Origin of the sequence: Enterobacter cloacae complex sp. SYL001 (assembly GCF_049237025.1) — a bacterium.
In the GTDB taxonomy this organism is placed as follows: Bacteria; Pseudomonadota; Gammaproteobacteria; order Enterobacterales; family Enterobacteriaceae; genus Enterobacter; species Enterobacter intestinihominis.
In genome coordinates this window covers 409,250-428,909 of the sequence record NZ_JBMKJI010000001.1, presented here as the reverse complement: position 1 = coordinate 428,909, position 19,660 = coordinate 409,250, and the positions used below count along the sequence as shown (strand labels likewise).

Genomic DNA, 19,660 nt, shown 5'->3' with positions numbered 1-19,660 from the left:
TGATCCACATCCCGGTATGGAATACCGGAGCGTAGATACCAAAATACAAATCTATCCATGCAAGCATTTACCGCCAGATTATGGCGGTTTTTTTTTGCCCGTTTATCGTACCGGCTGTAAAAATTGTTTGCGATATTGCGCGGGTGAAAGCGCAAATTGCTGCCGGAAATGGTGGCGCAGCGTGGCGCTTTGTCCAAATCCGGTTTGTTCCGCAATATTGTCGATGCTGAGCCGACTGTTTTCGAGATAATCTTTTGCCCGCTGCAATCGCGCAGTCAATAACCAGCGCGCGGGCGTTGTTCCGGTCGCGTCCTGGAAACGGCGCAGAAAGGTGCGCTGACTCATACCCACCCGCAGGGCCAGCGATTCGACGGTATGGGAAACGGCCAGATGCTGGTGAAGATAATCAAACAGCTGGCCCAGGCGCTGGCTCTCCCGCAACTGAGCCACCGGTCGGCTAAGCTGCTGGGTTTGCGAGCCGTCCCGATGGGGCGGGATCACTAGCCGACGCGCCACGCGGTTTGCCACTTCCATACCGTAATTCCGGCGCACCACGTGCAGGCACAGATCAATCCCCGCGGCGCTTCCGGCGGAAGTGAGAATATCGCCTTCGTCCTGGTAGAGCACATCTTCGACCACGGTAATGGCGGGATAGCGTGTTTTCAGCGCTTGCGTATAGCGCCAGTGGGTGGTCGCCTTCCGCCCGTCAAGCAGGCCTGAGGCTGCCAGAACGAAAACGCCAGAACAGATCGAGAGTAGCTGGCAGCCGCGGGCATGCGCCGCGCGGAGCGCCTGGCAGAGCGCTTCGGGTACGGGTTCGTCCAGCCCTCGCCAGCCGGGAACGACAACCAGATCCGCCGTCTCCAGCAGACCCAGATCGCCATCGGCCAGAATACGGATCCCGCCCGTTGCCCGGAGTTCGCCATCATCCACGCTCGCCACGGCAAACTGATACCAGTCATCGCCCATCTCCGGGCGCGGCAAGCCAAAGATTTCTACCGCCACGCCAAACTCAAAGGTACATAAACCGTCATATGCCAGCACGACCGCGCGCGGCGAGGGATGTCTTAAGTTTGTCATCTTTTTGCTGTTTTCTGGCATAGGCGGACGCATTCATGGGCTGAGTTAAGGGATAGAGTAGTGTTAACACAAACACCACAAATGAGGAAGATTCATGAGCTATGTTACTGAATTTCCGGCTGCTGAGCCGCAGGAAGCTGTGGGACATTTTCTGCGTCGTCTGAGTGTCGAGACGGACTGCGCCGATGTCCATCACGCGGTATCCTGCGGTGAGCAGGACTTTGTTCTGCTGCACGTTGTCGGAAAGCCTGAACATTTTGCCCGGCGGCATCTGCCCGGCGCGCTGCATTTACCCTGGAGCCAGATCACCGCAGAGCGGATGAAAGCGTGGCCGGAGGGCACGCTGTTTGTCGTCTATTGTGCAGGCCCGCACTGCAACGGGGCGGACAGGGCGGCGCTGAAGCTGGCGCGTCTGGGTCTGCCGGTTAAGATTATGCTCGGAGGCATGACCGGCTGGGAAGATGAGCGGTTCGCGTTTGCAGGATCTTCATCACCCGCTCTGTGAACATGAATTTATTTCAACACAGATGAAATTTTCTCGTTTGTCGGCGGCGAGCCGGTATGACATCTTTTCAGGACGTTTAGACATCCAGAAGTCTAAAGATTCAAGAGATGAATTATCACTGTGGGCAATTAACGCCGACAGACAGAGGAGATTTCCATGCAGCGACACCATGCCCCGTACCGCGCCGATGTAGTCGGCAGTTTTTTACGCCCGGATGCTATTAAACAGGCCCGTCTGCAATTTGCCAGCGGTGAAATCGATGCCGGGCAGCTTCGCGCGGTTGAGGACGAGGCCATTCGTCATGTTGTCGAGCAGCAGTGCGCCTGCGGTCTGCATGTGGTAACGGACGGTGAATTCCGCCGCGCCTGGTGGCACTTTGACTTCTTTGACGGGCTACAGGGCGTGGAGCGTTATGATTCCCAGCAGGGCATTCAGTTCAACGGGGTGCAGACTAAAGCCCATGGCGTGCGCGTAACGGGCAAACTGGGCTTCGGCGATCATCCTATGCTGGAAGATTTCCGCTACCTCAAAAGCATTAGCGGTAATGCACAGCCGAAGATGACCATTCCGAGCCCGAGCGTGCTGCACTTCCGCGGTGGCCGCAAGGATATTGATGCTACGGTCTACCCGGATCTCAAGGATTACTTTGACGATCTGGTGACCACCTGGCGCGATGCCATTCGGGCCTTTTACGATGCAGGCTGCCGCTATCTGCAGCTGGATGACACCGTCTGGGCCTATCTTTGTTCGGAGGACCAGCGCCGCCAGATCCGCGAGCGCGGTGACGATGCAGACGAACTTGCCCGGACCTATGCCCGGGTGCTGAATAAGGCGCTGGAGGGCAAACCGGACGATCTGACCGTCGGGCTGCACGTCTGCCGCGGCAACTTCCGCTCAACCTGGATTTCCGAGGGCGGCTATGAGCCGGTGGCGGAGGTGCTATTCGGCACGGTGAACGTCGACGCGTTCTTCCTGGAGTACGACAACGACCGTAGCGGGGACTTCGCGCCACTGCGTTTTGTGCGCCCGGGTAAACAGCAGGTGGTTCTGGGGCTGATCACCACCAAACACGGTGAACTGGAGAACCCGCAAGGGGTGAAAGCGCGTCTGGAAGAGGCTGCGCGCTACGTGGCGAAAGAGCAGATTTGCCTCAGCCCGCAGTGCGGATTTGCTTCTACGGAAGAGGGTAACAGCCTGAGCGAAGCCCAGCAGTGGGATAAAGTTCGCCTCGTGACGAAAATCGCCAGCGACGTCTGGTAACGCCGTTTACAGCGCTGCATTATTACAGTGCAGCGCTGTACCATTCTGAGTCGTTTCCCGTCACTCCTCTCTTCGATCCCTTTAAAATCCTGTCTCTGCAACCTGGCACTGTTTTTGCTCTCTTGAAACTGGCGTTACTTTTTTCTGCGTCCGGCGGTAACGGACGTCTTCGCACAGCTTTCTTTTCAGGAGTGAAAATATGCACCGTCGTACCTTTATTAAAGCGTTCACCTTGTCCGCCTCCGTCATCGCCATGGGAATGAGCTTTGGCGTCCAGGCCGCAGAGACCATTAAAGTCGGGATTATGCACTCTCTCTCCGGCACGATGGCCATTTCAGAAACGCCCCTGAAAGATGTCGCCCTGATGACCATCGATGAAATCAACGCTAAAGGCGGCGTGCTCGGGAAAAAGCTGGAGCCGGTGGTGGTTGACCCGGCATCCAACTGGCCGCTGTTTGCCGAAAAGGCCCGCCAGCTTCTGAGCCAGGATAAGGTCGCCGTGGTGTTTGGCTGCTGGACCTCCGTATCGCGTAAATCGGTTCTGCCGGTTTTTGAGGAGCTGAACGGTTTGCTGTTCTATCCGGTGCAGTATGAAGGTGAAGAGATGTCACCTAACGTCTTCTATACCGGCGCGGCGCCTAACCAGCAGGCGATCCCGGCGGTGGAGTACCTGATGAGCGAGGACGGCGGCAGCGCGAAGCGATTCTTCCTGCTGGGTACGGACTACGTTTACCCGCGCACTACTAACAAGATCCTGCGCGCCTTCCTGCACTCGAAAGGCGTTGAAGATAAAGATATTGAAGAGGTCTACACCCCATTTGGTCATAGCGATTACCAGACCATTGTCGCCAGTATCAAAAAGTTCTCCACGGGCGGCAAAGCGGCGGTGGTCTCCACTATCAACGGTGATTCCAACGTGCCTTTCTATAAAGAACTGGCGAACCAGGGGCTGAAAGCCACGGACGTGCCGGTGGTGGCGTTCTCGGTGGGTGAGGAAGAACTGCGCGGCATTGATACCAAACCGCTGGTGGGTAACCTGGCGGCGTGGAACTACTTTGAATCCGTCGACAACCCGACCAACCAGACCTTTGTCGCGGCTTACAAAGCCTACGCGAAAGCCCATAAGCTGCCGAATGCCGATACCGTGGTCACCAACGATCCGATGGAAGCGACTTACGTTGGCCTGCATATGTGGGCGCAGGCGGTTGAAAAAGCGGGAACAACCGACGTGGACAAAGTGCGCGCGGCAATGGCGGGCCAGTCGTTCAACGCGCCGTCCGGCTTTACGCTGACCATGGACGCCACCAACCACCACCTGCATAAGCCCGTCATGATTGGTGAAATTGAAGGCAACGGCCAGTTCAACGTCGTCTGGCAAACCGAACAGCCGGTACGCGCTCAGCCGTGGAGCCCGTTTATCGCCGGGAATGACAAAAAGCCTGACCAGCCGATGAAAACCGCCAGCAACTAAGCCACCACCAGGGAGAGACGTCATGAACGCCATACGCATGATGATTGCGATTGTGTGGCTTACCGGACTGCTGCCAGGGATGGCGCAGGCATCGGATGCCGATGATTTCGTTGCCGCTAGCCGCAGCCAGCAAACCGCCATGCTGACCCGCTGGGCAGCCACGCCGGAACCTGCACGTTTGCCGCTGCTTAAGGCGCTGCAACAGGAGAACCTTTATACCGACAGCCAGAAGAAGGCATTTACCCGCATCGACGGCTAAATGGTTGCCCTGGGCGCGGCAAAAAGCGTCGAAGGATCGACCAAAGCCGTGCGGCTGACCAACCGACTGCGCGTGTTAACCGTCACGGCGCTGGCGACGCATCAGCTTGTCAGTGACAGTGTCACCGAAAGGCGTCATGCCGCGCGGCAACTTCAGCGTGACGCCCGGCCGGATATGCTCGGCTTTCTGCAACAGCGGGCCAGTAGCGAAACGGACGACGTCGCCCGACAGTCGCTGATGCTGGCGCTGGCAAACCTCCAGCTGACGAGCCCACAGGCTGAAGTACGGCTCAAGGCTGTTGAGCTGTTGGGACAGTCTGACGATCCGGACGTGCAGGCCACGCTGACGCCGTTCACCCGGACGCAAACCGAGCCGGACGCACGGGTACGTGCCGCCGCCGCTGAGAGCCTGGAGCGTATTCAGCACCGGCTGATGTGGGGCGAACTGCTGGGGCAGGCCTTCATGGGCCTGTCGTTGGGGTCGGTACTCTTGCTGGCCGCGCTCGGGCTGGCTATCACCTATGGTCTGCTGGGGGTGATTAACATGGCTCACGGTGAAATGCTGATGCTCGGGGCGTATGCCACCTGGATGGTGCAGCAGGTAATGGCGCAGTGGATGCCTCAGTGGCTGGCGCTCTATCCGGTGGTGGCGCTGCCGGTGGCGTTTTGCCTGACCGCAGGCATCGGAATGGTGCTGGAGCGCACGGTGATACGCCATCTTTATGGCCGCCCGCTGGAAACCCTGCTCGCCACCTGGGGGATCAGCCTGATGCTTATCCAGCTGGTCCGCATGACCTTTGGCGCTCAGAACCTTGAGGTCGCTAACCCGGCCTGGCTGTCCGGCGGGGTGCAGGTTTTCGCCAACCTGACGCTGCCCTGGAACCGTATTGTGGTGCTCGGCTTTGTACTGCTGGTGCTGTTCTTCACCTGGCTCATTCTGAACAAAACGCGTCTGGGTCTCAACGTGCGGGCGGTGACGCAAAACCGCAGCATGGCGGCCTGCTGCGGCGTTCCCACCGGACGGGTAGATATGCTGGCGTTTGGCCTCGGGTCCGGCATTGCCGGGTTGGGCGGCGTGGCGTTGTCCCAGCTGGGGAACGTGGGGCCGGAGCTGGGCCAGGGATACATCATCGATTCGTTCCTGGTGGTGGTGCTCGGCGGCGTCGGCCAGCTGGCCGGTAGCGTCGCGGCGGCCTTTGGTCTGGGGATCTTCAATAAAATTCTTGAACCGCAGATGGGCGCCGTGCTGGGCAAGATCCTGATTCTGGTGGCGATCATTCTGTTTATCCAGAAACGTCCGCAGGGGTTATTCGCACTTAAAGGGAGGGTGACAGACTGATGAGCCAGCCATTGACCTTAACACTGGCGCGCAGGGCACCGCGCACCGCGCAAATCTTCGGCAGTCTGCTGGTTGCGGCGCTGCTGGTGCTGCCTTTTCTCGCGCTGTTACCCGCAACCCATCCGCTGGCCGTTTCGACGTGGATGTTGACGCTTATCGGCAAGATCCTCTGCTACGCGGTTGTCGCCGTGGCCCTCGATCTGGTCTGGGGCTATGCCGGTATGCTCTCGCTGGGGCACGGCATATTCTTCGCCCTGGGCGGCTATGCGATGGGCCATGTACCTGATGCGCCAGGCGGCCGGGGACGGGCTGCCCGCGTTTATGTCGTTTCTCTCGTGGAGCGAACTGCCCTGGTTCTGGTGGGGAACGCAGCATTTTGCCTGGGCGCTGGTGTTAATCGTGACGATCCCCGGCCTGCTGGCGCTGGTCTTCGGCTGGTTTGCTTTCCGCTCGAAGATCAAAGGGGTCTATTTTTCCATCATGACCCAGGCGCTGACCTATGCGGGCATGCTGCTGTTCTTTCGCAACGAAACCGGTTTTGGTGGCAATAACGGCTTTACCGGCTTCACCACGCTGCTCGGGTTTTCCGTTACGGCGACCACCACGCGGATCGCGCTGTTTCTCGCAACGGTCATGCTGCTGCTTCTGGCCCTGGGCACAGGCTACGCGCTGGCGAAGAGTAAATTTGGTCGCATTTTAACGGCGGTGCGCGATGCGGAAAACCGTCTGACGTTCTGCGGCTACGATCCGCGCGGCTTCAAGCTGCTGGTCTGGACGCTTTCCGCCGTACTGTGTGGTCTGGCGGGGGCGCTGTACGTTCCGCAGGTGGGTATTATCAACCCGGGTGAAATGTCGCCGACCAACTCGATTGAAGCGGCCATCTGGGTGGCGCTGGGCGGGCGCGGCACCCTGGTAGGCCCGGTGATTGGTGCGGCGCTGGTCAATGGTGCGAAGAGCTTTTTCACCGTGGCGATGCCGGAGTACTGGCAACTGTTTCTTGGGCTGATTTTCATCGCCGTGACGCTCTTTTTACCGCGCGGCGTGTTCGGTCTGTTTCGTAAGGGAGAGAATTAATGCAGCCCTCTGAAGGACTCTTTACCCGCCAGCTACCGGGCGATCGTTACCGTGAGCAGACCGATCCGGTGTTACAGCTCGAGGCCATTAACGTCAGTTTCGATGGTTTTCAGGCGTTGACCGATCTCTCACTTAATATCGGCATTGGAGAATTGCGCTGCATCATTGGCCCTAACGGCGCCGGTAAAACTACGCTGATGGACGTGATCACCGGCAAAACCCGGCCAAAAAGCGGGAAGGCTATTTACGATCAGTCCATCGATCTGACAGCCCTTGAACCGGCGGCCATTGCCCGTCAGGGCATTGGCCGTAAGTTCCAGAAGCCGACCGTGTTTGAAGCGCTGACCGTAGGGGAAAACCTCGAAATCGCCATGAAAGCCGACAGGTCCGTCTGGGCGAGCCTGCGGGCTACGCTAAGCGGCGAGCAGCGCGACCGCATTGACGAGATGTTGGTTTTGCTACGGCTTGGCAGCGAGCGCGATCGCCGCGCCGGGCTGCTTTCCCACGGTCAGAAGCAGTTTCTGGAGATCGGCATGCTGCTGGTGCAGGATCCGCATCTGTTGCTGCTGGACGAACCCGCCGCCGGTATGACCGACGCAGAGACGGAATACACAGCCGAGCTGTTCCGAACTCTGGCAGGCAAGCATTCGCTGATGGTGGTTGAGCACGATATGGGCTTCGTCGAGACCATCGCCGACCACGTCACGGTGCTGCATCAGGGGCGCGTACTGGCAGAAGGCTCGCTTCGCGAGGTACAGGCCAATGAGCAGGTGATCGACGTCTATCTGGGACGCTAAGGAGAGGTAATGTTACAGGTTAACGAGCTGAATCAGTACTACGGCGGAAGTCATATTCTGCGCGGGGTGAGCTTTGAGGCGGTGGTCGGGGAAGTTACCTGCCTGCTGGGGCGCAACGGGGTGGGGAAAACCACACTGCTGAGGTGCCTGATGGGGCTGATCCCGGTGAAAGCCGGGGAGGTGGTCTGGCAGGGAAAGACCATCACTCACAGTAAACCGCACCAGCGGGTGCAGTCCGGCGTGGCGTATGTTCCGCAGGGGCGGGAGATTTTTCCGCGTCTGACCGTAGAAGAAAACCTGCTGATGGGACTGTCGCGCTTCTCCGCGGGAAACGCAAGGAGCGTGCCGGAGGAGATTTGGCAGCTTTTCCCGGTGCTGAAGGAGATGAAACACCGTCGCGGAGGCGATCTTTCCGGTGGTCAGCAGCAGCAGCTGGCGATTGGTCGCGCGCTGGCGAGCCGTCCACGGTTACTGATCCTGGATGAACCCACGGAAGGTATACAGCCGTCGGTGATTAAAGAGATTGGGCAGGTGATCCGCAGCCTGGCGAACCGGGGGGATATGGCGATCCTGCTGGTGGAGCAGTTTTATGATTTTGCGGCGGAGCTGGCCGACAGCTATCTGGTGATGTCGCGCGGCAGCATCGTCCAGCAGGGGCGCGGTGAGAACATGGAGCAGGAGGGGGTTCGCGGACTGGTTGCGATCTGAAATGTTATACTATAACATCATTATTCTTATAACACGGAATGAGGGTTTTGCTGTGGCTGCACAACTTGGAAAAATTGCGCTGACTCTGGGAACGCTGCTGGTAAGCGGCTCGCTTTTTGCCCATTCGCACGGTCATCAGATGACGGAGGCGGAACAGAAGGCGGCAAACGGCGTCTTTGAGGATAAAGACGTCAGGGACAGGACGCTGTCTGACTGGGACGGGACCTGGCAGTCTGTTTACCCGTTCCTGCTTGATGGTTCGCTGGATCCGGTTTTCGAAAAGAAAGCGCAGAAGGGGGAAAAATCCGCTGCCGAGGTGAAAGCCTACTACCGTAAGGGCTACGCGACGGACGTGGACGCCATCGGCATTGAAAACAACGTGATGGAATTCCACAGAGGCAAAACGGTGAGCAGCTGCCGCTACGACTACAGCGGCTATAAAATTCTGACCTATGCGTCGGGGAAAAAAGGCGTGCGCTACCTGTTTGAATGTAAGGATAAGGCAAGCCAGGCGCCTAAGTTTGTGCAGTTCAGCGATCATACCATCGGGCCGAAAGCCTCTTCACACTTCCATATCTTTATGGGCAACACCTCCCACGAGGCGCTGCTGAAAGAGATGGATAACTGGCCGACCTACTACCCGAACGAGATGTACAAAGAGCAGGTGGTGGAGGAGATGTTGCACCACTAGGCTGTTGGATTTGCCGGGTGGGGGCTTAGCCTTACCCGGCGTGGGATTAGGGTTTCGTAGGTCGGGTAAGCGCAGCGCCACCCGACACGCTATCTTCACTTTTCACGCGCATCCCGCGCAAAACCATCAGCCACGCCGCAATGATGGCGGCCATCATAATAATAAATAACGACCAGTGCGGCAGATGGGTCAGGATGAGCCCGGTGATCATCGGGTTCGCCGCCGCGCCCAGCCAGCCCAGCGCCTGGGCGGAGAAGTAGCTCGCCTTCATGCCCGGCGGGGCGATATTGTCGATCAGCATGTATTCACCCGGGGCATAAATAATTTCACCCAGGGTGAAAATCGCCGCCGCAATCCCCCAGTAAAGCAGGTTCTCGCCGGAGATCATAAACCCGCCCAGCCCGAGGATGAAAAAGAGCGTTGCGGCTGTCATTAGCGGGCGGATGTTGCTGGCGGAGATCTTGCGGCCAAGCGCGTATTGCAGGGAGACCACCACCACCGCGTTGACGGGCAACACAACGGCCACCACCTTTTCTGCGAAATCGCTGTCCGCATACGCGGCGAGGACGTACTGGGAAATGCAGCTGGCGAACGATCCGCCCACGTAGGACGCCAGCAGGCCGGAGAGCGTGTACCAGAACAGCGCCCGGTCCTTCAGCAGCACCGAGGGCTGCCACGGCGCTTTTTCCTCCACGCTGTCAGACGCTACGCTTTTCTGCACAAAGAAATGGATAAACCCGAGCGGCAGTGCGGCGCAGAAGGCCGCCAGCCAGAACGGCAGTTGCAGGCTGTACATCACCAGTAGAGTGCCAACCGGCGGCCCAATCGTCCAGCCGATGTTCAGGAAACTGTAGTTGAGTGAGAAAACGCGCGCCTTTTCGCTGGAGGTCAGCACGTCGGCAAACCACGCTTTCAGCACCGTTGAGAAGACGGAATAGGCGCAGTTAATCAGGGCAAAGAACAACACCACCAGCGTCACGTTATTCACCAGCGGAATGGCCACAAACCCGGCGATAAAGGCCACGATGGCGACCAGCATATAGCGTTTTTTGTCGAACTTGTCCGCCAGGATGCCAAACCCCAGGCTAAACACCACGCCAATGGTCAACGCCACGGTAAGGGCATAGCCAATATTCTCCACGCTCATATCGTACACGCGTGTGAGATATATGGTCATAAAGGGCAGCGTTGCCCCGCGGCCAATTGTTAATAACAATGACGATGCCAGCAGCGCTGCGGTTGAGCGCCTGATTGATGGTTTCATTTTCCTGCCCGACAAATGCTTATGCTTTTTTTGTTGTGTTATTACAGGATTATCATGGGATCGGCAGCTTGTATAGCACCCAATTTATCCGCAAGTGCTTCTCCTCAGTACCAGAATTAATGATCTTCTCGCGGGGGTATTTTTTCTGTTACCTTGAAGTGTTTACAAAAATTTAATAATTCAGGGGCGGAAAATGACGCGGAAAGACGGGCTGTTAGCGTTACTGGTTGTCGTGGTGTGGGGACTCAATTTTGTGGTCATCAAAATGGGGTTGCATAACATGCCTCCACTCATGCTGGCGGGTCTGCGCTTCCTGCTGGTGGCCTTCCCGGCGCTGCTGTTCGTTGCCCGCCCAAAGATTCCCCTGAAGCTTCTGCTGGGCTACGGCCTCACCATCAGCTTTGGTCAGTTTGCGTTTCTTTTTTGCGCCATCAAATTCGGTATGCCTGCGGGTCTGGCTTCGCTGGTGCTTCAGGTGCAGGCTTTCTTTACCATTATTCTCGGCGCGTTTGTCTTTGGCGAACGTTTGCAGGGCAAACAGCTGGCGGGTATTAGCCTTGCGGTCTTTGGCGTGCTGGTGCTGATAGAAGGCAGCCTCAACGGTCAGCATGTCGCGCTGCTGGGCTTTATGCTCACCCTGGCGGCAGGGCTGAGCTGGGCGTGCGGCAACATCTTTAACAAGCTGATAATGCAGCATGAGTCGCGTCCTGGGATCATGTCGCTGGTGGTCTGGAGCGCGTTGATCCCCATTGTGCCGTTTATGGCCGCGTCGTTTATTCTGGATGGACCGCAGGTGATGCTGAAAAGCCTGGTGGAGATCGACCTGACGACCATTTTGTCGCTGATCTACCTGGCATTAGTCGCCTCAACCATTGGCTACGGCATCTGGGGATCGCTGCTCGGACGCTATGAAACCTGGCGCGTGGCGCCGTTATCGCTGCTGGTTCCGGTGGTCGGGCTTGCCAGCGCCGCCCTGTTGCTGGATGAAACGCTCAGCGCGCTGCAACTGTGTGGCGCAGGGCTGATTATGGCCGGGCTGTATATCAACGTCTTTGGCTTGCGGGTGCGTCGGGCGACGCGGGTGCGGAGTTAAGGCAGAAAAAAGCCCCGCATTAGCGGGGCAAAAACGAATTACAGGTCGTGATTATAATACGGCACGCCTAATTCGTCGGATTTGTCGCTGCCAGCGCCCATGTGATTGAAGTCCCAGGGCGACTGGTTTTGCGTGGACGGCATAATCATGGTGTCACGATTATTTTGCTGCCCCGCACTGGGGGTTTGCTCCGCGAAGCTCTGGCCGGAAACCAGCACCAGCAAGGTGAGGGCGGCGGAGACGATAAATTTCATGATTTCCTCGGTTACGTCTTAACAGGCGATGATTAACTGCAATGTTTTAGCGGATACAGATAACGGGATTCACCCGGCATACTGGTAATACGGTACTTATGAGGCGGCACGTCAAAGTAGTTCTTGAACGTACGCGTCAGGGTTTGTTGCGATTCAAATCCGTAGCGTTCCGCCAGATAGAGGATCGGCTCATTGCTTTCTTTCAGTTTTTGGGCAATCTCCGTCAGCTTGCGGCTGCGAATATATTGTCCTAATGAATGGCCGGTCTCTTTTTTAAACATCCGTTGCAGGTGCCATTTTGAGTAACCTGAACGCTCAGACACTTTCTCAAGGGAGAGTGGAGATTCCAGGTTATCTTCGATCCAGTCCAAAATGCTATGAATGGTGATAGCGTCAGTATTGCGTCTGGACATCGTCATACCTCTTTTTCTGTTTACGGCAGGATTTTCTTGAGTAAAAGCTCAAGCGTTGCCACTTCATCTGCCGTTAAGTTTTTTGTCAGTTCCTGGTGCAGTGTTTGTCCTACTAATTGATGACATTGCTCACACATGGCCGCGCCATCGCTGGTCAGTTTCACCAGTACGCCACGTTTGTCATTCGGGTTAGGGCTTCGTTCTATCCATCCTTTGCAGACGAGACGATCCAGCATGCGGGTTAACGCACCCAGATCGACAGAGAGCACCTTTTTCAGCTCAACCGGCGTGATACACACTTCGCAGCGAATGGAACACAGCACTTTGAACTGTGTTGCGGTGATATCCAGCGGTGACAGGTAGTCATTGAGCAGGCGATCTTTTTTCTGGTTAACCATATGAATAAGACGACCCAGTGGGATTATGTCGTTAAAGAGATCACTGGTGCTTTTCACAATGGTTGCCCTGGCAAGTAGTTTAGTCACGGCAGATATTATTGCTCAGGCAAGTATAAGTCAACTGAATGGATCAGCCGATGCCACGAAATGCTAAAACGCTTCAGGAACTTTTTCTGTACGCTTTTAAATCATATAGATAATCTGGGGTTATTAGTTTCGCGGGACAATTATGGTTACGTTGCGCGGATAGCTCAGGACGAGACTTTCCCCCTATAATTGCGGTAATGAATAAGGATAAGGACTGCGGTGCATTATGTTGGATTTGATTAAAGCAGTGGGGCTTGGGCTGGTGGTGTTGCTTCCGCTGGCGAACCCGTTAACGACCGTGGCGCTCTTTCTGGGGCTGGCGGGTAACATGAACAGCGCGGAGCGCAACCAGCAGTCGAGGATGGCCTCCGTCTACGTCTTCGCGATTATGATGGTGGCTTATTACGCCGGACAACTGGTGATGAATACTTTTGGTATTTCGATTCCCGGTCTGCGTATCGCCGGTGGGCTGATTGTGGCGTTTATTGGTTTCCGGATGCTGTTCCCGGCGCATAAAGCGCATGAATCGCCGGAAGCCAAAAGCAAATCGGAGGAGCTTGAAAGCGAACCGAGCGCCAATATCGCGTTTGTGCCGTTAGCCATGCCGAGCACGGCGGGGCCGGGAACGATTGCGATGATCATCAGTTCCGCCTCAACGGTGCGTGATGGTGTTACTTTTCCGCACTGGGTTATTACCGTTGCGCCGCCGATCATTTTTGCGCTTATCGCCATTATCGTCTGGGGGTCATTGCGCAGCTCCGGGGCGATTATGCGCTGGGTGGGCAAGGGGGGGATTGAAGCTATCTCCCGTCTGATGGGCTTCCTGCTGGTCTGTATGGGCGTGCAGTTTATTATTAACGGCGTGCTGGAGATCATTAAGACGTATCACTGAGGACATTGCCGGGTGGCGCTGCGCTTACCCGGCCTACAAGTCCGTAATAACCTGGGCCGGGTAGGCCGAAGCCGCCACCCGGCACGACTAACGTCAACCGTGGCTGGTCTGTTCTTCCATCGCGACCGGCCATTTACGGAAGATAAGCACCGACCAGATCAGCGCAATCAGCGCGGGAATCGCCCCGAGATAGCCAATGGCCGACATCGATACATGCAGGCTGATCTGATTTCCCACCAGCGCACCGGCCCCAATTCCCAGATTAAAAATTCCCGAGAACAGCGACATTGCCACGTCCGTGGCGTCCGGGGCCAGGGCCAGCACTTTGACCTGCATTCCCAGACCAATAATCATGATCGCCACGCCCCAGAACAGACTGAGGATCGCCAGATGACTCTCGCTGCCTGCCGCAGGCATCAGTAACAGCAGGCACGCCAGCAGCAGGCCAATCGCACTGCTTACAAGCGCAGACGCGTGCTTATTGCCCAGCTTCCCGAACAGGATACTGCCGATAATACCCGCGCCGCCCAGGATCAGCAGCAGAACGGTGGCGAAGTTAGCGCTAAAGCCCGCCACAACCTGAACAAACGGCTCAATATAGCTGTAGGCCGTGTAATGGGCGGTCACCACAATCACGGTCAGCAGATAGATGCTCATCAGCGCCGGTCGACGCATCAGCAGCGGCAGACTTTTCAGCGAGCCGGAGTGTTCGCTGGGCAGTTTTGGCAGCAGTTTGATCAGACACACCAGGGTGATCAGCGCCCCCATGCCGATGGCAAAGAAGGTGGTGCGCCAGCCGAAGTATTGACCCACAATGCGCCCGATCGGCAGGCCTAACACCATCGCCAGCGCCGTTCCGGTGGCAATAAGGCTCAACGCCTGGGCGCGTTTCCCCGCCGGGGCGAGACGAATGGCGAGCGATGCGGTAATCGACCAGAAAACGGCATGGGCAAACGCGATGCCGACGCGGCTGATCACCAGCACCGTAAAGTTCCATGCCATAAATGACAGCACATGGCTGGCTATGAACACCACAAACAGCCCAATCAGCAGCTTACGACGTTCCATCTGGCTGGTCAGCAGCATAAACGGCAGCGACATCAGCGCTACCACCCATGCATAGATGGTCAGCATAATGCCAACCTGCGCCGTTTCCATATGGAAGCTGGCTGCAATGTCGGACAGCAGCCCAACCGGAACAAATTCCGTGGTGTTGAAAATAAACGCTGCGATGGCGAGCGTGACCACGCGTAGCCACGCGACCCTGCGGGAAACCGTGTGTGTTGTCATAGGGATATCTGGGATTCGTTGCCTGAAAGATGAGGAGACGATCTTAAAGCCTTAAACGGCGAAAACTCAACCGTTATGTGATGTGAATCACAAAATTTACCTTCATGCAGCGGTAGCGAACGCGGTTGTTTTCATTGAAGATAAAGAACAACACAACAAAAACAGGCGGTAACACGATGCAGGAGATTGATTTTTATCTGGTAGATGCGTTCAGCGAGTCCTCCTTTGGCGGCAACCCGGCGGCGGTGTGCCCGCTCGACGCGTGGCTGCCGGATGAGACGTTACTGCGGATGGCACAACAACATAACCAGTCGGAAACCGCGTTTTTTGTGTGCACCAAAGGGGGGATTGAGCTGCGCTGGTTCACCACGCTCACCGAGGTTAATCTGTGTGGTCACGCGACGCTTGCCGCGGCGTATGTTCTGTTTAACGAACTGGATTATCCGGACTCACGCCTTCATTTTGACACCGCTTCTGGTCGCCTGACCGTCAGCCGTGAAGGTGACTGGATGACGCTGGACTTCCCGGCCTGCCCGACGCAGGCACAGACGCCGCCACCGGAGATGCTCACCGCACTCGGTATCAGCCACTACGTCGAGGCGCGAAAAGGCCGCGCCTGGGTGCTGGTACTGGAGAGCCGCGAGCAGGTGGAAGCCATTAATCCGGATTTCTCCGCCATGACGCCGGGGGAGCATAAAGTGGCCGTCACCGCCCGGGACGAAGGGGAATACGACTTTGTCAGTCGTTTCTTCTCGCCGGGCGTGGCCGTGCCGGAAGATCCTGTCACCGGCTCCGCGCACACCATGCTGATCCCTTACTGGAGTGAACAGCTTGGCAAAACACAGATGTTTGCCCGTCAGGTTTCTGCCCGTGGTGGCGACGTACGCTGCGAACTGAAAGGCGACCGCGTGCGGATGGGCGGGCAGGCGGCGCTGTATCTGAAGGGCACAGTATTTCTGCGCTGAATAAATCTAAGAGGAACCAACGATGCAGGAAATTGATTTTTATCTGGTGGATGCCTTCAGCGACAGGGTGTTCGGCGGCAATGCGGCGGCGGTGTGTCCGCTGGAAGCGTGGCTGCCGGATGAGACGTTGCTGAAGATGGCGAAGCAGCATAATCAGTCAGAGACGGCGTTCTTTGTCCGAACGGATAACGGGTTTGAACTGCGCTGGTTTACCACGCAGGATGAAATTAACCTCTGCGGCCACGCAACCCTCGCGGCTTCTCACGTTATTTTCGAATACCTGGATTATCCGCATACGGAAATCACCTTCACCACGCGCTTTGTCGGCGAACTGACGGTACAACGCAGCGGCGACTGGCTGACGCTGAATTTCCCGGCGTGGTCAACCGAGGTTGTCGATACTCCACCCGCAGTGCTGTTCAGCGCGCTGGGCATTAACGCGGCAAAAGAGGTGCGTGCAGGGCGCGATTACATGGTGGTGCTCGACAGCCAGCGGCAGGTGGAGGCGCTGACGCCGGATATCACAGCCATGCTCCCGCTGGGGAAAATGGTCTGCGTTACGGCGCCGGGGGATGAGTATGATTTCGTCAGCCGCTTCTTCTGCCCGGGGGAAGGGGTACCGGAGGATCCGGTGACGGGATCAGCGCACAGCATGCTGATCCCGTACTGGAGCGAAAAGCTTGGAAAAACGCAGATGTCGGCCCGCCAGGTCTCCTTGCGCGGCGGGGATCTGCGCTGCGAGCTGAAAGGCGACCGCGTGCTGATTGGCGGGCAGGCCACGCTGTATATGAAGGGGAAAATTTTCCTTCGTCTCCAGGATTACGGTCATCATTAAAAACTATGACGCCGGTATACAGGGCGGGCGGTATGTTGAACGAAAACGACAAGGAGCCTGCCATGTATTCTATTACCGCTGAATCCGCCCATCATCCAGATATTCTCGCCCTGATTACGGCGCTGGACCGTTATCAAAGCGTTCTCTATCCCGCGGAAAGTAATCATCTGCTGGATTTAACCGAACTGCCGGACGACTCGCTGATCCTGATGATTATTCGTGACACTCAGCTTAACGCTGTCGGGTGTGGCGCTGTTGTTTTGAACGGGGACGGGACCGGGGAAATGAAACGGGTCTATATTGATCCAACCCATCGCGGGCAACGGCTGGGTGATAAATTACTGGCGGCGCTGGAAGATGAAGCCCTCAGCCGCTGCTGCCACACCGTCCGGCTGGAGACGGGGATCAAACAACACGCCGCTATTCGTCTGTATCAACAGTGTGGATACGAACGGCGCCCCGCGTTTGCCCCCTACAACGAGGATCCGCTGAGCCTGTTTATGGAGAAGACACTGGTGGCTGACGTTCGTTTAGCAACCCTATAAACGCCTCAAGCTGGCGGGTCATCGCACCGCGTCGCCACACCAGCCAGGTGGTGAGCCAGCGCCAGTTTTCCGCCAGCGGCCACGCCGCCACCTGATGATGCCCCGGCATGCTCTCCAGCATGGAGCGGGGCATCAGCGCAATGCCTGCCCCGGCAATCACGCAGGCGAGCATCCCGTGGTAGGACTCCATCTCGTGGATCCTTCCCGGCGTTACGCGGTCAGCATGAAACCAGCTCTCCAGATGACGCCGGTAGGAACAGTTGGCGCGAAAGGCATAAACCTCGCTACCGCTCACCTGCGTGGCTTTTGACACTTCCGCGTGACCCGCAGGGGTGACCAGCATCATCTCTTCCCGGTAAACCGGCATTCCTTCCAGTTCGGGGTGTGAGAGCGGCCCGTCGACAAAGGCGGCGCTGAGCGTCCCCTCAAGCACACCGTCAATCATCGTACCGGAAGGCCCGGTGGATAACGCAAACTGAATGCGCGGATAGCGCTGATTAAACCGCGCCAGACTTTCCGGAATGCGTACGGCGGCGGTACTTTCCAGCGCGCCGAGCGAGAATAATCCCTGCGGTTCATCCCCGGCGACGACCATTCGTGCTTCGTCAACCAGCGCCAGGATCTGCTTGCTGTAGCGCAAAAAATTGTGCCCGGCGGGGGAAAGCCGCAGGCGCTGATTCTCGCGAATAAACAGCTCCACACCGAGATCCGCTTCAAGCTGTCGGATGCGGGTGGTGAGGTTTGACGGCACCCGGTGTACCTTCTGCGCCGCCTGGGTAATGCTGCCGGTCAGTGCGACGGCGTTAAACATCTCAAGCTGTGTTAAGTCCATACCGTTCTCGATTCGTGAACAAGGTGGTGAGTATTATTCATTTTTAAGAAATAGCAGAGTGGGCCACAATCAATCAACTGTTATTACATGGAGAACTTCATGACGTATTCATCTGCTACCCATGCCCACTCTGTCAACCCGGCTACCGGCGAAACGCTGGCTGCTTACCCGTGGGCAACGTCCGGTGACGTTGAACGTGCCATTGCGCAGGCGGATACCGGTTTTCGTCAGTGGCGACGCGAAAGCGTAGCGCACCGGGCGCAAAAACTTCGCGATCTGGGTGCGGCGCTGCGTAGCCGTGCGGAAGAGATGGCGCAGACTATCTCCCGGGAGATGGGCAAGCCCATTGGGCAGGCGCGTGCGGAGGTGGCTAAGTCCGCCAGCCTTTGCGACTGGTACGCTGAATACGGCCCGGCAATGCTGCGCCCGGAATCTACCCAGGTCGACAATGCGGTGATTGAGTACCGTCCGCTGGGGCCTATTCTGGCGGTGATGCCGTGGAACTTCCCGCTCTGGCAGGTGCTGCGCGGTGCGGTGCCGATCCTGCTGGCAGGGAACAGCTATCTGCTTAAACATGCGCCAAATGTGCTCGGCTCGGCGGAGCTGATCGGGAAGGTGTTCGCGGATGCCGGTTTCCCGGAGGGGATCTTTGGCTGGGTGAACGCGACAAATGACGGCGTCAGCCAGGCGATTAACGATCGGCGTATCGCGGCGGTGACTGTAACCGGCAGCGTTCGGGCTGGTGCGGCAATTGGCTCGCAGGCGGGCGCGGCGCTGAAGAAATGCGTGCTGGAGCTGGGCGGCTCCGATCCGTTTATCATTCTGAATGATGCCGATCTGGATCTGGCTGTCAACGCGGCCGTGGCCGGACGTTATCAGAATACCGGACAAGTTTGCGCGGCGGCGAAACGCTTTATTGTGGAAGCGGGCGTGGCGGACACCTTTACCCAACGCTTTGTTGACGCGGTCAAGGCGCTGAAAATGGGCGCACCGGATGAGGAAGATAACTATATTGGCCCGATGGCGCGATTTGATCTTCGCGATGAACTGCATCAGCAGGTACAGGCTACGCTGGCGGAAGGGGCGACCCTGCTGCTCGGCGGCGAGAAGCTTGCCGGGACCGGTAACTTTTATGCGCCAACCGTACTCGGCGACGTCACCCCACAGATGACGGCCTTCCGTCAGGAGCTGTTTGGCCCGGTGGCCGCGATTACCGTCGCCAATGATGCGTCGCACGCGTTGCAGCTGGCTAACGACAGCGACTTTGGCTTATCAGCGACGGTCTTTACCGCGAACGATGCGCTGGCTGAAACCTTCTCTCGCGAGCTGGAGTGTGGCGGAGTCTTTATCAATGGCTACAGCGCAAGCGATGCGCGCGTTGCGTTTGGCGGAGTGAAGAAGAGCGGCTTCGGGCGAGAGCTTTCACATTTCGGTCTGCATGAGTTCTGTAACGTTCAGACGGTCTGGAAGGATCGCGTGTAATGTTGATGCCGGGTAGGGCAAGGCCGCTACCCGGCAATTCACGTTTCCTGTCATTATTTTGCAATGGTTCTGTCATTTTCGTTTCGTAGACTCGCTCGCGTCTAACGTATTGTTACAGAAGAAAATT

At 57.2% G+C, this 19,660-nt stretch carries 19 protein-coding genes and 2 pseudogenes; 14 read left to right on the top strand and 7 right to left on the bottom strand.

Annotation, left to right across the window (positions count from 1 at the left end; all coding sequences use genetic code 11):
- Positions 1-102: 102 nt before the first annotated feature.
- On the bottom strand, positions 103-1,101 hold the full coding sequence (ftrA, locus tag ACOTZP_RS01955; RefSeq protein ID WP_032624271.1) for a transcriptional regulator FtrA: 999 nt from the start codon (positions 1,099-1,101) through the stop codon (positions 103-105).
- A gap of 73 nt (positions 1,102-1,174) precedes the next feature.
- Between ftrA and ACOTZP_RS01950 the strand changes: the two genes are divergently transcribed.
- The 8 genes and pseudogenes from ACOTZP_RS01950 to zinT all read left to right on the top strand — a co-directional run bounded on the left by ACOTZP_RS01950 (position 1,175) and on the right by zinT (position 9,183).
- Entirely contained in the window at positions 1,175-1,585 is a 411-nt protein-coding gene (locus ACOTZP_RS01950) for a rhodanese-like domain-containing protein (protein WP_271074753.1), read from the top strand.
- A 156-nt stretch (positions 1,586-1,741) separates the two neighbouring features.
- Positions 1,742-2,845 carry a cobalamin-independent methionine synthase II family protein gene (locus ACOTZP_RS01945; RefSeq protein WP_171935887.1) on the top strand — a complete coding sequence of 368 codons (1,104 nt, stop codon included), beginning with the start codon at positions 1,742-1,744 and terminating at the stop codon, positions 2,843-2,845.
- 199 nt (positions 2,846-3,044) lie between these two features.
- A complete protein-coding gene (urtA, locus tag ACOTZP_RS01940) occupies positions 3,045-4,316 on the top strand; it encodes an urea ABC transporter substrate-binding protein (protein ID WP_022648096.1) in 1,272 nt (423 codons plus the stop codon).
- 22 nt (positions 4,317-4,338) lie between these two features.
- Positions 4,339-5,913: pseudogene (gene urtB, locus ACOTZP_RS01935) on the top strand (urea ABC transporter permease subunit UrtB).
- Positions 5,913-6,987: pseudogene (gene urtC, locus ACOTZP_RS01930) on the top strand (urea ABC transporter permease subunit UrtC). The pseudogenes urtB and urtC overlap by 1 nt, the downstream one beginning before the upstream one ends.
- On the top strand, positions 6,987-7,784 hold the full coding sequence (gene urtD / locus ACOTZP_RS01925) for an urea ABC transporter ATP-binding protein UrtD (protein ID WP_023300093.1): 798 nt from the start codon (positions 6,987-6,989) through the stop codon (positions 7,782-7,784). Before urtC ends, urtD begins: the two are co-directional and overlap by 1 nt.
- Positions 7,785-7,793: 9 nt before the next feature.
- Positions 7,794-8,492 (top strand): urea ABC transporter ATP-binding subunit UrtE, encoded by a 699-nt coding sequence (gene urtE, locus ACOTZP_RS01920; protein ID WP_023300094.1) that lies wholly within the window; start codon positions 7,794-7,796, stop codon positions 8,490-8,492.
- A gap of 52 nt (positions 8,493-8,544) precedes the next feature.
- The gene (gene zinT, locus ACOTZP_RS01915) at positions 8,545-9,183 is read left to right on the top strand and encodes a metal-binding protein ZinT (protein WP_023306187.1); all 639 of its coding nucleotides are present in this window, start codon (positions 8,545-8,547) and stop codon (positions 9,181-9,183) included.
- Between the two features lie 46 nt (positions 9,184-9,229).
- Here the strand turns inward: zinT and ydeE are convergent, their stop codons facing one another.
- Entirely contained in the window at positions 9,230-10,447 is a 1,218-nt protein-coding gene (ydeE, locus tag ACOTZP_RS01910; protein WP_271074751.1) for an efflux MFS transporter YdeE, read from the bottom strand.
- Positions 10,448-10,640: 193 nt separating this feature from the next.
- Between ydeE and eamA the strand changes: the two genes are divergently transcribed.
- Entirely contained in the window at positions 10,641-11,540 is a 900-nt protein-coding gene (gene eamA / locus ACOTZP_RS01905) for an O-acetylserine/cysteine exporter (RefSeq protein ID WP_271074750.1), read from the top strand.
- Positions 11,541-11,578: 38 nt separating this feature from the next.
- Here eamA and marB read toward each other — a convergent pair whose 3' ends face one another.
- Genes marB through marR form a run of 3 tightly spaced genes read right to left on the bottom strand, consistent with a single transcriptional unit; the run spans position 11,579 to position 12,662 of the window.
- Positions 11,579-11,794 carry a multiple antibiotic resistance protein MarB gene (gene marB, locus ACOTZP_RS01900; protein ID WP_023300098.1) on the bottom strand — a complete coding sequence of 72 codons (216 nt, stop codon included), beginning with the start codon at positions 11,792-11,794 and terminating at the stop codon, positions 11,579-11,581.
- A 32-nt stretch (positions 11,795-11,826) separates the two neighbouring features.
- Positions 11,827-12,207 (bottom strand): MDR efflux pump AcrAB transcriptional activator MarA, encoded by a 381-nt coding sequence (gene marA, locus ACOTZP_RS01895; RefSeq protein ID WP_001303241.1) that lies wholly within the window; start codon positions 12,205-12,207, stop codon positions 11,827-11,829.
- 20 nt (positions 12,208-12,227) lie between these two features.
- Complete coding sequence (gene marR / locus ACOTZP_RS01890; RefSeq protein WP_020884159.1) at positions 12,228-12,662, bottom strand: multiple antibiotic resistance transcriptional regulator MarR; 435 nt, start codon at positions 12,660-12,662, stop codon at positions 12,228-12,230.
- A gap of 256 nt (positions 12,663-12,918) precedes the next feature.
- Here marR and ACOTZP_RS01885 point away from each other — a divergent pair, with 256 nt between their 5' ends.
- Positions 12,919-13,584 carry a MarC family NAAT transporter gene (locus ACOTZP_RS01885; protein WP_022648105.1) on the top strand — a complete coding sequence of 222 codons (666 nt, stop codon included), beginning with the start codon at positions 12,919-12,921 and terminating at the stop codon, positions 13,582-13,584.
- Between the two features lie 93 nt (positions 13,585-13,677).
- Here ACOTZP_RS01885 and ACOTZP_RS01880 read toward each other — a convergent pair whose 3' ends face one another.
- Positions 13,678-14,874, bottom strand: coding sequence for a sugar transporter (locus tag ACOTZP_RS01880; RefSeq protein WP_022648106.1), 1,197 nt, complete (start codon positions 14,872-14,874; stop codon positions 13,678-13,680).
- Between the two features lie 176 nt (positions 14,875-15,050).
- On the opposite strand from ACOTZP_RS01880, the gene ACOTZP_RS01875 reads away from it, so the two are divergent.
- From ACOTZP_RS01875 to ACOTZP_RS01865, 3 genes are all read left to right on the top strand, one after another.
- Entirely contained in the window at positions 15,051-15,839 is a 789-nt protein-coding gene (locus tag ACOTZP_RS01875; protein WP_022648107.1) for a PhzF family phenazine biosynthesis protein, read from the top strand.
- Positions 15,840-15,861: 22 nt separating this feature from the next.
- Complete coding sequence (locus ACOTZP_RS01870) at positions 15,862-16,674, top strand: PhzF family phenazine biosynthesis protein (protein ID WP_225303366.1); 813 nt, start codon at positions 15,862-15,864, stop codon at positions 16,672-16,674.
- 62 nt (positions 16,675-16,736) lie between these two features.
- Positions 16,737-17,219, top strand: a complete 483-nt coding sequence (locus ACOTZP_RS01865; protein WP_271074749.1) for a GNAT family N-acetyltransferase — start codon at positions 16,737-16,739, stop codon at positions 17,217-17,219.
- Here the strand turns inward: ACOTZP_RS01865 and ptrR are convergent.
- Positions 17,173-18,051 (bottom strand): putrescine utilization regulator PtrR, encoded by an 879-nt coding sequence (gene ptrR / locus ACOTZP_RS01860; RefSeq protein WP_022648110.1) that lies wholly within the window; start codon positions 18,049-18,051, stop codon positions 17,173-17,175. The genes ACOTZP_RS01865 and ptrR overlap by 47 nt on opposite strands.
- 99 nt (positions 18,052-18,150) lie before the next feature.
- Here ptrR and sad point away from each other — a divergent pair, with 99 nt between their 5' ends.
- Positions 18,151-19,533 (top strand): succinate-semialdehyde dehydrogenase, encoded by a 1,383-nt coding sequence (gene sad / locus ACOTZP_RS01855; protein ID WP_058646634.1) that lies wholly within the window; start codon positions 18,151-18,153, stop codon positions 19,531-19,533.
- The last annotated feature ends 127 nt before the right edge of the window (positions 19,534-19,660 follow it).

Bases quoted from the DNA above. Each gene is read 5' to 3' on its own strand.
- ydeE (WP_271074751.1), bottom strand. From the start codon at position 10,447: ATGAAACCATCAATCAGGCGCTCAACCGCAGCGCTGCTGGCATCGTCA.
- ftrA (WP_032624271.1), bottom strand. From the start codon at position 1,101: ATGCCAGAAAACAGCAAAAAGATGACAAACTTAAGACATCCCTCGCCG.
- sad (WP_058646634.1), top strand. From the start codon at position 18,151: ATGACGTATTCATCTGCTACCCATGCCCACTCTGTCAACCCGGCTACC.
- eamA (WP_271074750.1), top strand. From the start codon at position 10,641: ATGACGCGGAAAGACGGGCTGTTAGCGTTACTGGTTGTCGTGGTGTGG.
- urtA (WP_022648096.1), top strand. From the start codon at position 3,045: ATGCACCGTCGTACCTTTATTAAAGCGTTCACCTTGTCCGCCTCCGTC.
- ACOTZP_RS01945 (WP_171935887.1), top strand. From the start codon at position 1,742: ATGCAGCGACACCATGCCCCGTACCGCGCCGATGTAGTCGGCAGTTTT.
- ACOTZP_RS01950 (WP_271074753.1), top strand. From the start codon at position 1,175: ATGAGCTATGTTACTGAATTTCCGGCTGCTGAGCCGCAGGAAGCTGTG.
- ACOTZP_RS01865 (WP_271074749.1), top strand. From the start codon at position 16,737: ATGTATTCTATTACCGCTGAATCCGCCCATCATCCAGATATTCTCGCC.
- ACOTZP_RS01880 (WP_022648106.1), bottom strand. From the start codon at position 14,874: ATGACAACACACACGGTTTCCCGCAGGGTCGCGTGGCTACGCGTGGTC.
- ACOTZP_RS01885 (WP_022648105.1), top strand. From the start codon at position 12,919: ATGTTGGATTTGATTAAAGCAGTGGGGCTTGGGCTGGTGGTGTTGCTT.
- marA (WP_001303241.1), bottom strand. From the start codon at position 12,207: ATGTCCAGACGCAATACTGACGCTATCACCATTCATAGCATTTTGGAC.
- urtE (WP_023300094.1), top strand. From the start codon at position 7,794: ATGTTACAGGTTAACGAGCTGAATCAGTACTACGGCGGAAGTCATATT.
- ACOTZP_RS01875 (WP_022648107.1), top strand. From the start codon at position 15,051: ATGCAGGAGATTGATTTTTATCTGGTAGATGCGTTCAGCGAGTCCTCC.
- marB (WP_023300098.1), bottom strand. From the start codon at position 11,794: ATGAAATTTATCGTCTCCGCCGCCCTCACCTTGCTGGTGCTGGTTTCC.
- urtD (WP_023300093.1), top strand. From the start codon at position 6,987: ATGCAGCCCTCTGAAGGACTCTTTACCCGCCAGCTACCGGGCGATCGT.
- ptrR (WP_022648110.1), bottom strand. From the start codon at position 18,051: ATGGACTTAACACAGCTTGAGATGTTTAACGCCGTCGCACTGACCGGC.
- ACOTZP_RS01870 (WP_225303366.1), top strand. From the start codon at position 15,862: ATGCAGGAAATTGATTTTTATCTGGTGGATGCCTTCAGCGACAGGGTG.